At 61.5% G+C, this 12,335-nt stretch carries 12 protein-coding genes and 1 pseudogene; 10 read left to right on the plus strand and 3 right to left on the minus strand.

Features of this window, described 5'->3' with window-relative positions; all coding sequences use genetic code 11:
* Positions 1 to 5 precede the first annotated feature (5 nt).
* The 6 genes from NE851_RS00200 (at position 6) to NE851_RS00225 (ending at position 5,716) form a co-directional block, all read left to right on the plus strand.
* Positions 6 to 329: an NIPSNAP family protein gene (locus NE851_RS00200; protein WP_097622472.1), complete on the plus strand. Its 324-nt coding sequence runs from the start codon at positions 6 to 8 to the stop codon at positions 327 to 329.
* A gap of 47 nt (positions 330 to 376) precedes the next feature.
* Positions 377 to 1,387: an ABC transporter substrate-binding protein gene (locus NE851_RS00205; RefSeq protein WP_097622473.1), complete on the plus strand. Its 1,011-nt coding sequence runs from the start codon at positions 377 to 379 to the stop codon at positions 1,385 to 1,387.
* Between the two features lie 113 nt (positions 1,388 to 1,500).
* The gene (locus NE851_RS00210) at positions 1,501 to 2,373 is read left to right on the plus strand and encodes an ABC transporter permease (RefSeq protein ID WP_097622474.1); all 873 of its coding nucleotides are present in this window, start codon (positions 1,501 to 1,503) and stop codon (positions 2,371 to 2,373) included.
* Position 2,374: 1 nt separating this feature from the next.
* Positions 2,375 to 3,175 (plus strand): ABC transporter permease, encoded by an 801-nt coding sequence (locus NE851_RS00215; protein WP_047612339.1) that lies wholly within the window; start codon positions 2,375 to 2,377, stop codon positions 3,173 to 3,175.
* The gene (locus NE851_RS00220) at positions 3,172 to 4,251 is read left to right on the plus strand and encodes an ABC transporter ATP-binding protein (RefSeq protein WP_047612341.1); all 1,080 of its coding nucleotides are present in this window, start codon (positions 3,172 to 3,174) and stop codon (positions 4,249 to 4,251) included. The genes NE851_RS00215 and NE851_RS00220 overlap by 4 nt, the downstream gene beginning before the upstream one ends.
* Before the next feature lie 10 nt (positions 4,252 to 4,261).
* Entirely contained in the window at positions 4,262 to 5,716 is a 1,455-nt protein-coding gene (locus NE851_RS00225; protein WP_097622475.1) for an NAD-dependent succinate-semialdehyde dehydrogenase, read from the plus strand.
* 93 nt (positions 5,717 to 5,809) lie between these two features.
* On the opposite strand, the pseudogene NE851_RS00230 reads toward NE851_RS00225, so the two are convergent.
* From NE851_RS00230 to NE851_RS00240, 3 genes and pseudogenes are all read right to left on the minus strand, one after another.
* Positions 5,810 to 6,016, minus strand: a pseudogene (locus NE851_RS00230) (RidA family protein); the annotation flags it as partial.
* Between the two features lie 276 nt (positions 6,017 to 6,292).
* Positions 6,293 to 7,201 (minus strand): myo-inosose-2 dehydratase, encoded by a 909-nt coding sequence (gene iolE / locus NE851_RS00235; protein WP_097622478.1) that lies wholly within the window; start codon positions 7,199 to 7,201, stop codon positions 6,293 to 6,295.
* A 74-nt stretch (positions 7,202 to 7,275) separates the two neighbouring features.
* Positions 7,276 to 8,271 carry a LacI family DNA-binding transcriptional regulator gene (locus tag NE851_RS00240; protein ID WP_097622479.1) on the minus strand — a complete coding sequence of 332 codons (996 nt, stop codon included), beginning with the start codon at positions 8,269 to 8,271 and terminating at the stop codon, positions 7,276 to 7,278.
* Positions 8,272 to 8,451: 180 nt separating this feature from the next.
* Here NE851_RS00240 and NE851_RS00245 point away from each other — a divergent pair, with 180 nt between their 5' ends.
* From NE851_RS00245 to NE851_RS00260, 4 genes are all read left to right on the plus strand, one after another.
* Complete coding sequence (locus NE851_RS00245) at positions 8,452 to 9,402, plus strand: sugar ABC transporter substrate-binding protein (RefSeq protein WP_097622480.1); 951 nt, start codon at positions 8,452 to 8,454, stop codon at positions 9,400 to 9,402.
* 125 nt (positions 9,403 to 9,527) lie between these two features.
* The gene (locus NE851_RS00250; protein ID WP_097622481.1) at positions 9,528 to 10,652 is read left to right on the plus strand and encodes an ABC transporter permease; all 1,125 of its coding nucleotides are present in this window, start codon (positions 9,528 to 9,530) and stop codon (positions 10,650 to 10,652) included.
* Complete coding sequence (locus NE851_RS00255) at positions 10,652 to 11,440, plus strand: ATP-binding cassette domain-containing protein (RefSeq protein WP_097622482.1); 789 nt, start codon at positions 10,652 to 10,654, stop codon at positions 11,438 to 11,440. Before NE851_RS00250 ends, NE851_RS00255 begins: the two co-directional genes overlap by 1 nt.
* A gap of 109 nt (positions 11,441 to 11,549) precedes the next feature.
* Entirely contained in the window at positions 11,550 to 12,332 is a 783-nt protein-coding gene (locus tag NE851_RS00260) for a TIM barrel protein (RefSeq protein ID WP_097630375.1), read from the plus strand.
* Positions 12,333 to 12,335: the final 3 nt, after the last annotated feature.

Here is a 12,335-nt window from a genome sequence, read left to right on the forward strand (position 1 = left end):
CGCCGATGTTTTACGAAATCCGGACCTATCGGCTGAAGAACGGCACGATCCCGCAATATCTCAAGGTCGTCGAGGAAGAGGGGATCGAGATCCAGAAGGGCCATCTCGGCACACTCGTCGGTTACTTCTTTTCGGAAATCGGGACGATCAACGAGATCGTCCACATCTGGGCCTTTACCAGCCTGGACGACCGGGAGGCGCGGCGCCAGAGGCTTATGGCCGATCCCCGGTGGCAGGCCTTCCTGCCCAAGATCCGCGATCTGGTCGAAGTGGCGGAAAACAAGATTATGAAGCCAGCTAACTTTTCTCTCAGGAGCGAGGCGCACTGACGGCATAGGCATACCCGTAGGACAAACCAGAACAAGGATAAGGGAACATGAAAACAACATTTGCTTTCGCGGCGGTTGCCGCATTCGTGGCTGTGTCTGCACCGGCACACGCCGACAACATGGTCTTCTCCAGCTGGGGAGGAACGACCCAGGACGCGCAGAAGGCGGCATGGGCAAGCCCGTTCACCGAGAAGACCGGCATCACCGTCGTGCAGGATGGACCGACCGACTACGGCAAGCTCAAGGCGATGGTCGAGGCCGGTGAGGTCACCTGGGACGTCGTCGACGTCGAAGGTGACTATGCCGCCCAGGCCGGCAAGAACGGCCAGCTTGAGAAGCTCGATTTCTCCGTCATCGATAAATCCAAGCTCGATCCGCGCTTCGTCACCGACTATTCTGTCGGCAGCTTCTATTATTCCTTCGTGATCGGCTGCAATGCCGATGCCGTCAGCGCCTGCCCGAAGACATGGGCCGATCTGTTCGACACCGCCAAGTTTCCGGGCAAGCGTACATTCTACAAATGGTCGGCTCCCGGTGTAATCGAAGCTGCGCTGCTTGCCGACGGCGTGCCTGCCGACAAGCTTTATCCGCTTGATCTCGATCGTGCCTTCAAGAAGCTCGATACGATCAAATCCGATATCATCTGGTGGTCGGGCGGCGCGCAGTCGCAGCAGCTTCTGGCATCCGCCGAGGCTCCCTTCGGCAGTGTCTGGAATGGCCGCATGACCGCACTTGCTGCGACCGGCATCAAGGTTGAGACGTCCTGGGAACAGAACATCACCGCTGCCGATGCGCTCGTCGTGCCGAAGGGTTCGCCGAATGTCGAAGCCGCGATGAAGTTCATTGCACTGGCGACCTCGGCCGAACCGCAGGCCGCCCTGGCGAAGGCCACCGGATATGCGCCTATCAACGTCGACTCGGCCAAACTGATGGATCCGGAGACGGCCAAGACCCTGCCGGACCAGCAGACGGCAAGCCAGGTCAATGCCGATATGAACTACTGGGCTGAGAACCGCGATGCCATCGGCGAGAAGTGGTACGCTTGGCAGGCGAAATAGCCTGGAAGATGAGATGAACGGGCACGGCGAATGTTCGCCGTGCCTCCCGCAGCGTCAGTGCCCGTTTGTCAGGCCTCGGCGCCTGTGGAAACTGACGGGTGGGAAGGACTGTCATGTCGACGTATAGCGATGCCTCCGCTGCAATAGCGCCCCTGCCAAAGGTGCGCAGGCCAACAGGTTTTAGCGGGGTCGTTCCGGCGCTCGCCTTCGTGGGGATCTTTTTCATCGCACCGGTGGCGGTGCTCCTGTTGCGAAGCGTGCTGGAACCCGTGCCGGGCCTTGGAAACTATGCGCAGCTGATCGGCTCCGCGACCTATCTCAAGATTTTCGCCAACACCTTCATCGTCTCGGGTCTGGTCACGGTGATCTCGCTGCTGATCGGCTTCCCGGTGGCCTGGGCGCTGGCCATCATGCCCGGGCGCCTGGCGTCGGTGATCTTTGCCATCCTGCTCCTGTCGATGTGGACCAACCTGCTGGCCCGCACCTATGCCTGGATGGTGCTTTTGCAGCGGACGGGCCTCATCAACAAGATGCTGATCGGAATGGGCCTGATCGACAAGCCCCTGGCACTCGTCAACAATCTGACCGGCGTCACGATCGGCATGACCTATATCATGCTGCCCTTCATCATCCTGCCGCTCTACGGCGTGATCAAGAAGATCGATCCGTCGACCCTGCAGGCGGCCGCCCTTTGCGGCGCCAACCGGTGGCAATGCCTGACCCGTGTCCTGCTGCCCCTGGCGATGCCCGGCATGGCGGCCGGCGCCCTCATGGTCTTCGTCATGTCGCTTGGTTATTTCGTCACGCCGTCGCTTCTTGGCGGCACCGCCAACATGATGCTCGCAGAACTGATCGCGCAATTCGTGCAGTCGCTGGTCAACTGGGGCATGGGCGGTGCTGCGGCGCTGGTTCTCCTCGTGGTGACCCTGTCGCTTTATGCCGTGCAACTGCGCTTCTTCGGCAACCAGAACCCGGGAGGGCGCTGACATGCTGCTCAATTTCGACCGCCTCGGCTGGTGGAAATATATCCTGCTGACGATAACGCTTCTGACCGCGGCCTTCCTGCTGCTGCCGATCGTCTTTATCGCGGCGCTCTCCTTCGGCTCCTCCCAGTGGCTGATCTTCCCGCCGCCCGGCTGGACATTTCAATGGTACGGCGAGCTCTTTGCCGATCCGCGCTGGCTGGAATCCGCTTTGACGAGCTTCAAGATCGCGGTCATCGTCACCATCCTGTCGGTGCTGCTCGGGCTTGTGACCTCCTTCGGGCTGGTGCGCGGTTCGTTCCTGTTCCGCGACGCGCTGAAAGCACTGTTCCTGACGCCGATGATCCTTCCCGTCGTGGTCCTTGCGGTTGCCCTCTATGCCTTCTTTCTGAGGATCGGCCTTGGCGGCACCTTGGCGGGCTTCGTCATTTCGCACCTCGTTCTGGCGCTGCCCTTCTCGATCCTCTCCATATCAAGTGCGCTGGAGGGCTTCGACAAATCGATCGAGGATGCGGCGGTTCTCTGCGGCGCCTCGCCTCTGGAAGCAAAGATCAGGGTCACCCTGCCGGCGATCAGCCATGGGTTGTTTTCGGCTGCCGTCTTCTCGTTCCTGACATCCTGGGATGAGGTGGTGGTGGCGATCTTCATGTCCAGTCCGACCCTGCAGACGCTGCCGGTGAAGGTATGGGCGACGCTGCGACAAGATCTGACGCCTGTAGTCGCCGCCGCGTCGACCCTTCTCATCCTTTTGACGATCATCTTGATGGCGCTTGTTGCCGTCGTGCGTAAGGTACTGAAACAATGAAAGAACCATTCCTTCAGATCCGCGGAATACGCAAGGAATACGGCCCTGTCGTCGCCGTGCACGACGTCAATCTCGACGTCCGGCGCGGGGAGTTCCTCACCTTTCTCGGACCGTCCGGATCCGGCAAGAGCACGACCCTCTACATCCTGGCCGGCTTTGAAAATCCGACGAAAGGCGACATCACGCTGGAGGGCAAGACCCTGCTCGCCACGCCGTCGCACAAGCGCAACATCGGCATGGTGTTCCAGCGCTACACCCTGTTTCCGCATTTGACGGTGGGGGAAAACATCGCCTTCCCGCTGAAGGTCCGGCGCAAGTCCAAGGCCGAGGTCGACAGCAAGGTGAAGGAGATGCTGCGCCTCGTTCGGCTCGAAGGCTTCGAGGATCGGAAGCCCGCGCAAATGTCCGGCGGCCAGCAGCAGCGCGTCGCTCTTGCCAGAGCCCTCGCCTATGATCCGCCGGTGCTTCTGATGGACGAGCCTCTGTCGGCGCTAGACAAGAAGCTGCGCGAGGAAATCCAGCATGAGATCCGCCGCATCCACCAGCAGACCGAAGTGACGATCCTCTATGTCACGCACGACCAGGAGGAGGCGCTGCGGCTCTCCGACCGCATCGCCGTCTTTTCCAAGGGCGTCATCGACCAGATCGGGACCGGCCCCGAACTCTATGCCAATCCGAAGACCCGCTTCGTTGCCGAATTCATCGGCGACAGCGACTTCATTTCGTGCGACCTGGTGTCATCTTCCGACGGACAAGCCACCATTACCCTGGGCGGCGGGACCATTTTCAATCAAATTCCGGTGCATGGCAAAGGGACCTCCGGTGCAAGGGCAGCTCTGATGCTGAGGCCCGAGCGCATTCGATTGTCGCGCGCCCGGGCGGCCGGCGCGGGTCTTGCCGCGACGGTCAGCGACATTACCTTTCTGGGCAACAATATCCACGTCTCGACAGAGACGGCGGCAGGCGAGGCGCTTTCAGTCCGCTTGCCGTTCGGTCATGAGGCTATTGCCGGGCTTAGCCGTGGAGATATAGTCCATCTGGATTTCGATCCCGGCGCCGCTCACGTATTCTGTTGAAAGTTGTCCTATGAAGCTCAATGATCCCTCGCTGTTCCGCCAGGCATGCCCCATCGCCGATCGCTGGATCGAAGCCGAAGGCCGCAAGGCGGCGACGGTCCGCAATCCGGCGACGGGCGAGACGCTGGGGGTGGTCCCAGACCTTGGTGCGGCGGAAACGGAGGACGCGATCCGCGCCGCCGTCATTGCCCAGAAGCTTTGGGCGAAGAAGACCGCCGGGGAGCGCGCCAACGTTCTCAAGGCATGGCACCGCCTGATGATCGAAAACCGCGACGATCTGGCGATGATCCTGACGCTGGAGCAGGGAAAACCCCTGGCCGAAGCCAAGGGCGAAATCACCTATGGTGCGAGCTTCATCGAATGGTTCGCCGAAGAGGCACGGCGCATTAACGGCGAGACCATCCCAGGGCATCAGCCGGACAAGCGGATCCTGGTGCTGCGCCAGCCCGCGGGCGTGGTGGCGGCGATCACGCCCTGGAATTTTCCGAACGCGATGATCACCCGCAAGATCGGTCCCGCGCTTGCCGCCGGCTGTGCCGTCGTCCTCAAGCCGGCGCTGCAGACGCCATTCTCCGCCATTGCGATTGCCGTTCTCGCGGAGCGTGCCGGCCTGCCGCCGGGGCTGCTCAACATCGTGACCGGTGACGCAGCGGCCATTGGCGGTGCGCTGACATCAAGCCGTGACATCAGAGTGCTGACATTCACCGGCTCCACCCGGACGGGCGAACTGCTTTACCGGCAATGCGCGCCGACGATCAAAAAGCTCGGCCTCGAGCTTGGCGGCAACGCCCCCTTCATCGTCTTCGACGATGCCGATCTCGACGCTGCCGTCGAAGGCGCGCTCATCGCCAAGTTCCGCAACAACGGCCAGACCTGCGTCTGCGCCAACCGGCTTTATGTCCAGGACGGCGTCTATGAGGCCTTTGCCGCCAAGCTTGCCAAGGCGGTTTCGGGCTTAAAGGTCGGCAATGGTCTCGACCGTGACGTCGTGCTCGGCCCGCTGATCGACGACAACGCCCTTGCCAAGGTCGAAAGCCATATCAGCGACGCCGTTTCAAAGGGCGCCGGGATCGTCTTGGGCGGCAAGCGCCACGCGCTCGGCGGCCATTTCTTCGAGCCGACGATCCTGCGCGATGTCGCTGCCGGCATGCAGGTCGCCCGCGAGGAAACCTTCGGGCCGCTTGCCCCGCTGTTTCGTTTCCGCGACGAAGAGGACGTCATCGAACAGGCAAATGACACCGAGTTCGGACTGGCCTCCTATTTTTACGCGCGCGATCTGTCGCGGGTATTTCGCGTCGCTGAAGCGCTCGAATATGGCATGGTCGGCGTCAATACCGGTCTCGTCTCCACCGCCGAGGCGCCGTTCGGCGGCGTGAAGATGTCGGGCCTCGGCCGCGAAGGCTCAAGGCACGGGTTGGACGAATATACCGAGCTTAAATACGTATGCCTCGGTGGCATTGCCTAAATTGGCCGGGACCAGAATGCCTCTCGTCAGCGTCGACTGTATGTCACATCGGAGCCGCTCGCTGATGTGACGGCTGGGTCGAGGCACGGACCGTCAATTGCCAGTCGCTGCGATAATGCCGATCTCCACGGCGAATTCTGGCCCGGCGAGCCTCGCTTCGACCGTGGCGCGCACCGGCGCATGACCTGGGGACATCCAGGCGTCCCAGACGATATTCATCTCTTCGAACTCGGAGATATCAGCAAGCCAAATGGTTGCGCTGAGGATCCGCGTCGGATTGCTGCCCACGATTTCCAGAAGCGGATTGGGGCAATGGACGAATTCGTCAGCAAGTGTCACCGGTCGACGGGAGCTCGTGGTCGCTTTGGGCAGATTGTGTTGGAAGACTCCACTAGGGCCGCATTCGAAGTGATTTTCACGCGAAACGCGATGAACACAATTCCAACTGTTTGCCTGTGGCGAAACAAGATTGCGCAGAGCCTGTGCAAGCCGTAGTCGCGCAACATCACTTCAGGCAAAATGAGACGCTGATCCGTTGCGGCGTTTGTCAACATAATCCGCCAATAGCGGACATCCTCAAGCGAAAAGCCGACGGACGCGATCAAATGCGTCTGTCACGGCAGGCTTAGGCGGAGCCAATTCGGGGTCCTGCTCAGCCTCAACGACCAACCATCCGCGATAGCGGCCATTCAGCACGAAATCGGCGATGGGGGCGAAATCAACGTCGCCATCACCGGGAACCGTGAACATGCCCCGGCGCACGCCCTCATTGAAGCTGAGATCAACCGCCCTCACCACCTCCATTACCTTGCCACGAACATCCTTGAGATGGATGTGGGCGATCCGGTCGCCGAAGCGATCGATAAGGTGCTTGTAGTCGAAGCCGCCGCCAACCGCGTGTCCGGTGTCCAGAAGAAGGCCGACATCACCTCCAGCTCGGTCGAACAATGTGGAAATTTCGTCAAGGGTCTCTGTGACCATCATGAGATGGTGGTGATACGCGAGCCGGAGGCCATAGGCATCTTGGAGGCGCTTGGCGAATTCCGTAAGCCGGACCGCGTACGCAGCGATTTCGTCGGTGGGCATGACAAGCCTTTTTGACATCGGGGCGTCGAGCGGCGCTCCAGGGGTCATCATCGCCACCTCGCCATAGACCATGACCGAGCTGCCCATGTCGCGAAGAAGGCTGGCATGAGGAGCTACCGCAGCCATCTCGGCCTCGACGTCCCTCTCGGCCAGTTCGCCTGAATGCCATCCCGAGGCCAAGGCCAAACCACGCGAATCCAGAAGCGGTCGAAGAGCGGCGGCGTCGCGGGGAAACTTGCGCCCGAGTTCGACCCCCTGGTAGCCGATTGCGGCCGCATCATCCAGGCAGGTTTCGAGCGGGATGTTCGCGCCCAGGTCCTCAAGAACGTCGTTCGCCCAGGACAACGGACTCACTCCAAGACGGACGCCTGGCGGGAGGGAGGATAGGGACTGGTTCATCTGCGTCTCCAAATTTTGCGCATGGGTGCTCGATCCCGCGCCGCAGGGCGCAGATTCGAATGACAGGTTTCAGATCACGTGGACGACCGGACGACGAGCTTGCCCGGAAGGGAAATGGTCTCTCCTTCGCGCTTGCCAGTGACCATTTCCACGATGAGGTCGACCATCTCGCGGCACGGCTGCTCGTAGGTCGTGAGGCCGAACGCGGGTGTCGCGCCGAGTTCGTAGTTGTCGAAGCCGACGACAGCGATGTCCTCCGGCACGCTAACACCGAACTCGCTGCGGATCGTCTCCATCGCGCCGATCGCCAGGATGTCGTTCTCGCACATCAGGACGTCGACCCGGTCTTCAGGGGAGGTCTTCTTCAAATATTCACGGGCCGAGGCTCCTCCGTCCTCCCGGCTGTAGCGCTCGGCTGAGATGTCCACGATGTGTTCGACACCCTTCTGCCTCCAAAACTCGGCGAAGTGGTGCCTCCGCTTCAATGCGGTCGACAGCGCCGAGGCCCCGGTCATGAAGCCTGGCCGCCGGTAGCCCCGTTCATAAAGGTGGTCCACGATATCCCTCAGGCCGACTTCCGAGTCGCAGACGACCGCCGGGACACCTTCGATCTGGCTATCGCGCGCGAGGACAAACATGGGCGGCATGCCCGGTCCCAAGCGACGGTCGTTCAACGTCTCGTCCCGAAATGCGGTGCCGAGAAGAATGATGGCATCGACCAGGCGCTGGTCGGCATTGAGAAGCGCATGTACATGGTCGAAGTGATTGTTGATGTTGATGAGCATTGCCACGAGACCCGCGGCCTGCAGGCGCTCGGTCAGGGATTCCAGAAACGGAAGTTTCTGCGGGTTGGCGAAGTCGTCGACGAGCACGGCGACCTGATGGGTCACATTCGTCGAAAGGCTGCGCGCGAGCAGATTGGGCGAATAGTTCAGTTTCTCCGCCGCCTCCATGATCTTGCGTTTGGCTTCGTCGGTGATCGACGCGCCGGGCTTGAACGCGCGAATGACCGTCCATTTAGACACCCCCGCCGCCTCCCCCACTTCCTTTGCCGTAGCCCGCTTTCGCATGCCTCTCCCCTGGGATGGAACAAATATTCCATCATCGCCTGCCGATGAAATATCTCTTGCTTTTATAACATCTGACAATAATATGCATCCACTTGCACCCGGGTGCAAGCGATTTTGCACCCGGGTGCAAGATGTTTTTTGGCCGACCTGAGGAGTGGGACGGCATACCAGGAGGAAGAAATGAAAGCTCTGCTGAAGACGCTCGCCATGAGCGCAATCGCATTCGGTGTCGCCACCTCGGCCGCCGTCGCCGTCAAGGCGCAGGAAATCTCCATCATCGCCGTCACGCACGGGCAGGCTTCGGACCCGTTTTGGTCAATCGTCAAGAACGGCATGATGCAGGCTGCCAAGGACAGCAACGTCAAGGTCGACTACCGCGCGCCCGAAACCTTTGACATGGTCGCGATGGGCCAGCTGATCGAAGCCGCCGTCAACCAGCATCCTGCTGGCATCGTCATCTCCAATCCCGATCCGGACGCTCTCGGCCCGGCGATCGAAAAGGCCGTCGCCGCGGGCATCCCGGTCATCTCGATGAACTCGGGCATCGCCGCCCAAGAGAAGCTGGGCATCAGGCTCCATGTGGGCCAGGACGAAACTCCGGCAGGCATCAAGGTCGGCGCGATGCTCAAGTCGCTCGGCCTTAAGCATGTCCTCTGCGTCAACCAGGAAGTCGGCAATGCCGCGCTTGACCAGCGTTGCGCCGGAACCGAGAAGGGCTTTGAAGGCGGCAAGCTAACCGTGCTTCCGACGACCGCCGATCCGGCCGAAATCGAAGCCAAGATTCAGGCTGCCCTGACATCCGATCCGTCAATCGACGTCGTCCTGGGTCTGTCCGCTCCGCTTGTCGGCGAGCGCGCCGTAGCCGTCGTTGAGAAGATGGGCGTTGCCGACAAGGTGAAGGTGGCTTCCTACGACCTGTCCGCCAACTTCCTCCAGGCCGTCGCCGACGGCAAGGCGCTGTTCGCCGTCGACCAGCAGCCCTATCTGCAGGGCTACCTGCCCGTGACCTTCCTCGCGCTCAACGCCCGTTACGGCACCATCCCGGCAGGCAATGTCCCGTCGGGTCCGAGCTTCGTCGAGAAGGACACCGCCGCTTCCGTCATCGAGAAGTCCTCCCAGGGCATTCGCTAAGCGAAGCCCGGCGGTCCCCAACCTCCACGGGGGCCGCCACTCTTGCCTGACGCGCATTGCCATGGAGTCCCTCGCACACTCTGGCTTCGGCGCGACTTGAACGACCATTCGCAAAGGAACGGGCCATGTCCCTCGTCAATGAACAAAACGGCGCGACGGCTTCGCGCGCCGATGAGCGGCTCAAGAAGGTGTCGACCGTCACCTCGCTTCTGCGCCGCCCTGAACTCGGGGCCGTCGCCGGACTTGTGCTCGTTGCAATATTCTTCGTCTTCACCGCGAACCCGGCGATGTTCACGCTCGCGGGCATCATGAACTTCATGGCCCCCGCCGCGCAGCTCGGCATCCTCGCGATAGGAGCTGCCCTGCTCATGATTGGCGGGGAGTTCGACCTCTCCATCGGGTCGATGGTGGCCTTCGCCGGCCTCGTCTTCGGCACAGCTCTCGTCGTGCTCCAGCTTCCCCTCAGCGTCGCCATCCTCATCGCCATGGCTTTCGCGGTCTGCATCGGCGTCACCAACGCCCAGATCACGATCCGGACGGGTTTACCATCGTTCATCGTGACGCTTGCATTCCTCTTCATTCTACGAGGCCTGACACTCGTGGGTCTCAAATGGGCCAGCGGCGGTTCCACCCAGCTCCGTGGAATGAAGGAAGCCGCCGCCAACAGTCCGCTTGCCCCCATCTTCTCGGGCGATGCGTTTGCGGGATTGTTCCGTTGGATGGCCGAGCTCGGCGTAATCGCCAAGCTTCCCAACGGCAATCCGCAGGTGCCCGGCGTTCCCGTCGAAATCCTGTGGTTCATCGCCATCGCGCTCGGTGCGACCTGGCTCCTCCTTCGGACCCGGTTCGGCAACTGGATATTCGCCGCTGGCGGCGATGCATGGGCGGCCCAGAAGTCAGGTGTTCCGGTCCGTCGGGTCAAGACGACGCTCTTTGTGATCACCGCGCTTTGCGCCACCCTCGTTGCCATCCTGACCGTCCTCGATGCCGGCTCTACGGATGCGCGTCGCGGGTTCCAGAAAGAGTTCGAGGCGATCATCGCCGCGGTGATCGGCGGCTGCCTCCTGACGGGCGGCTACGGTTCGGCGATCGGTGCCTTCTTCGGCTCCATCGTGTTCGGCATGGTCCTGATTGGCCTGACCTACACCTCTATCGACCAGGATTGGTATCTCGTCTTCCTCGGCGGCATGCTGCTGATCGCGGTCATCTTCAACAACGTCATCCGCAAGCGCGTTACGGGAGAACGGTGATGAGCAATTCCCAGACGCCCCTCATCGAGGTCAAGGACCTCGTCAAACACTTTGGTTCCGTGATCGCCCTCAACGGCGTGTCGATGAAGGTGCATTCCAACGAAGTTCTGTGCCTGCTAGGGGACAATGGCGCGGGCAAGAGCACGCTGATCAATACGCTCGCTGGCGTGCACAAACCCAGCTCAGGCGAATTCCTCGTCGATGGCCAGCCGAGGCTGTTCTCAGGCCCGCGCGACGCTCTCGATTCGGGCATCGCCACAGTCTACCAAGACCTCGCCATGATCCCGCTGATGTCGGTCACCCGGAACTTCTTCATGGGCCGGGAGCCCCTGAAAGGCTTCGGCCCGTTCAAGACCATGGACATGGACCTCGCCGACAACGTCACGCGCGACGAAATGCACCGTATCGGCATCGATGTTCGCGATCCGCAGCAGGCCGTCGGTACGCTGTCCGGTGGCGAACGCCAGTGCGTCGCCATCGCACGAGCGGTCTACTTCGGCGCAAAGGTCCTGATCCTCGACGAGCCGACGTCGGCCCTCGGCGTGGCCCAGACCTCGATGGTGCTAAAATACGTCAACCAGGTCCGCGCGAAGGGCCTCGGCGTAATCTTTATCACCCACAACGTGCGCCACGCCTACGCAGTCGGAAACCGCTTCACGGTTCTCAACCGCGGCAAGACGCTCGGCACCTTCACGAAGGGCGAGATCAGCATCGACGAGCTTCAGAACCTGATGGCCGGCGGCAAGGAGCTGCAGTCCGTTTCGCAGGAACTCGGAGGCACCATCTAGCCCGCTCCGTGGCCCCGGAGTCCGGAGCCACACCTCACTCCGATCGATGATCGGCTCGATCCAGAAACAAGCCAAGAGGAGTCCGGCGACGACCGGACCAGGTAATGATATGACTTCTTCGTTCCCGCTCGCAGCCTGCGCCGAGATGATCTGGCGCGACAAGCCGATCGAATGGCGCGCCTCCCGTCTCAAAGAACTCGGTTTCGGTGTGGGTCTCTGGAACTGGCCAGAGCACGACATCGGCAAGCTCGAAGCGACCGGAGCGACGTTCACGATCATGAATGGCTATCTGACGGGCCGGCTCACCGATGACGATGGTGCCGCCGAGCTGCTCAAGACGGCCCGCGAGACCGCACAGGTCGGCAAGCGCCTCGGCGTTCAACGCCTGAACCTTCACGGCACCGGACTTGGCGACCGCGGCCTCCCGGTTCAGCCGATCGAGATCGTGACAGGAGCCATGTGGCTCAAGGCCCGCGACACCTTATCCCGCATCGTCGACCTCGCCGAAGAGGAAGGCGTGACATTTACGCTCGAGAACCTGAACCTCCCTGTCGACCATCCAGGGGTCCCGTTCGGCCGCGCCGAGGACACGCTGGCGCTGGTCTCCAGCATTGATCATCCGCGCCTGAGGCTCAATCTCGACCTTTATCACGCGCAGATCGGCGAAGGGAACCTGATCGAGCTGTGCCGCAAATCTCTACCTTGGATCGGCGAAATTCAGGTCGCCGACGTTCCCGGCCGATTTGAACCGGGCACAGGCGAGGTCAACTGGAGTGGCATCGCCAAGGCGCTGGCCGCCATGGGCTATTCCGGTCCGATCGGCATGGAGGCCTGGGCATCCGGAGACTCCGACGTCGCTCTCGAAGCCTTCCGCAAAGCCTTCACTCTCTGACAG

Source organism: Rhizobium anhuiense bv. trifolii (assembly GCF_024346605.1).
Taxonomy (GTDB): domain Bacteria; phylum Pseudomonadota; class Alphaproteobacteria; order Rhizobiales; family Rhizobiaceae; genus Rhizobium; species Rhizobium anhuiense.

What these genes read in the sequence shown, in the direction of transcription:
- NE851_RS00255 (WP_097622482.1), top strand. Translation starts at nt 10,652, where the DNA reads ATGAGCAATTCCCAGACGCCCCTCATCGAGGTCAAGGACCTCGTCAAA.
- iolE (WP_097622478.1), bottom strand. Translation starts at nt 7,201, where the DNA reads ATGAACCAGTCCCTATCCTCCCTCCCGCCAGGCGTCCGTCTTGGAGTG.
- NE851_RS00245 (WP_097622480.1), top strand. Translation starts at nt 8,452, where the DNA reads ATGAAAGCTCTGCTGAAGACGCTCGCCATGAGCGCAATCGCATTCGGT.
- NE851_RS00240 (WP_097622479.1), bottom strand. Translation starts at nt 8,271, where the DNA reads ATGCGAAAGCGGGCTACGGCAAAGGAAGTGGGGGAGGCGGCGGGGGTG.
- NE851_RS00215 (WP_047612339.1), top strand. Translation starts at nt 2,375, where the DNA reads ATGCTGCTCAATTTCGACCGCCTCGGCTGGTGGAAATATATCCTGCTG.
- NE851_RS00220 (WP_047612341.1), top strand. Translation starts at nt 3,172, where the DNA reads ATGAAAGAACCATTCCTTCAGATCCGCGGAATACGCAAGGAATACGGC.
- NE851_RS00250 (WP_097622481.1), top strand. Translation starts at nt 9,528, where the DNA reads ATGTCCCTCGTCAATGAACAAAACGGCGCGACGGCTTCGCGCGCCGAT.
- NE851_RS00210 (WP_097622474.1), top strand. Translation starts at nt 1,501, where the DNA reads ATGTCGACGTATAGCGATGCCTCCGCTGCAATAGCGCCCCTGCCAAAG.
- NE851_RS00260 (WP_097630375.1), top strand. Translation starts at nt 11,550, where the DNA reads ATGACTTCTTCGTTCCCGCTCGCAGCCTGCGCCGAGATGATCTGGCGC.
- NE851_RS00205 (WP_097622473.1), top strand. Translation starts at nt 377, where the DNA reads ATGAAAACAACATTTGCTTTCGCGGCGGTTGCCGCATTCGTGGCTGTG.
- NE851_RS00200 (WP_097622472.1), top strand. Translation starts at nt 6, where the DNA reads ATGTTTTACGAAATCCGGACCTATCGGCTGAAGAACGGCACGATCCCG.
- NE851_RS00225 (WP_097622475.1), top strand. Translation starts at nt 4,262, where the DNA reads ATGAAGCTCAATGATCCCTCGCTGTTCCGCCAGGCATGCCCCATCGCC.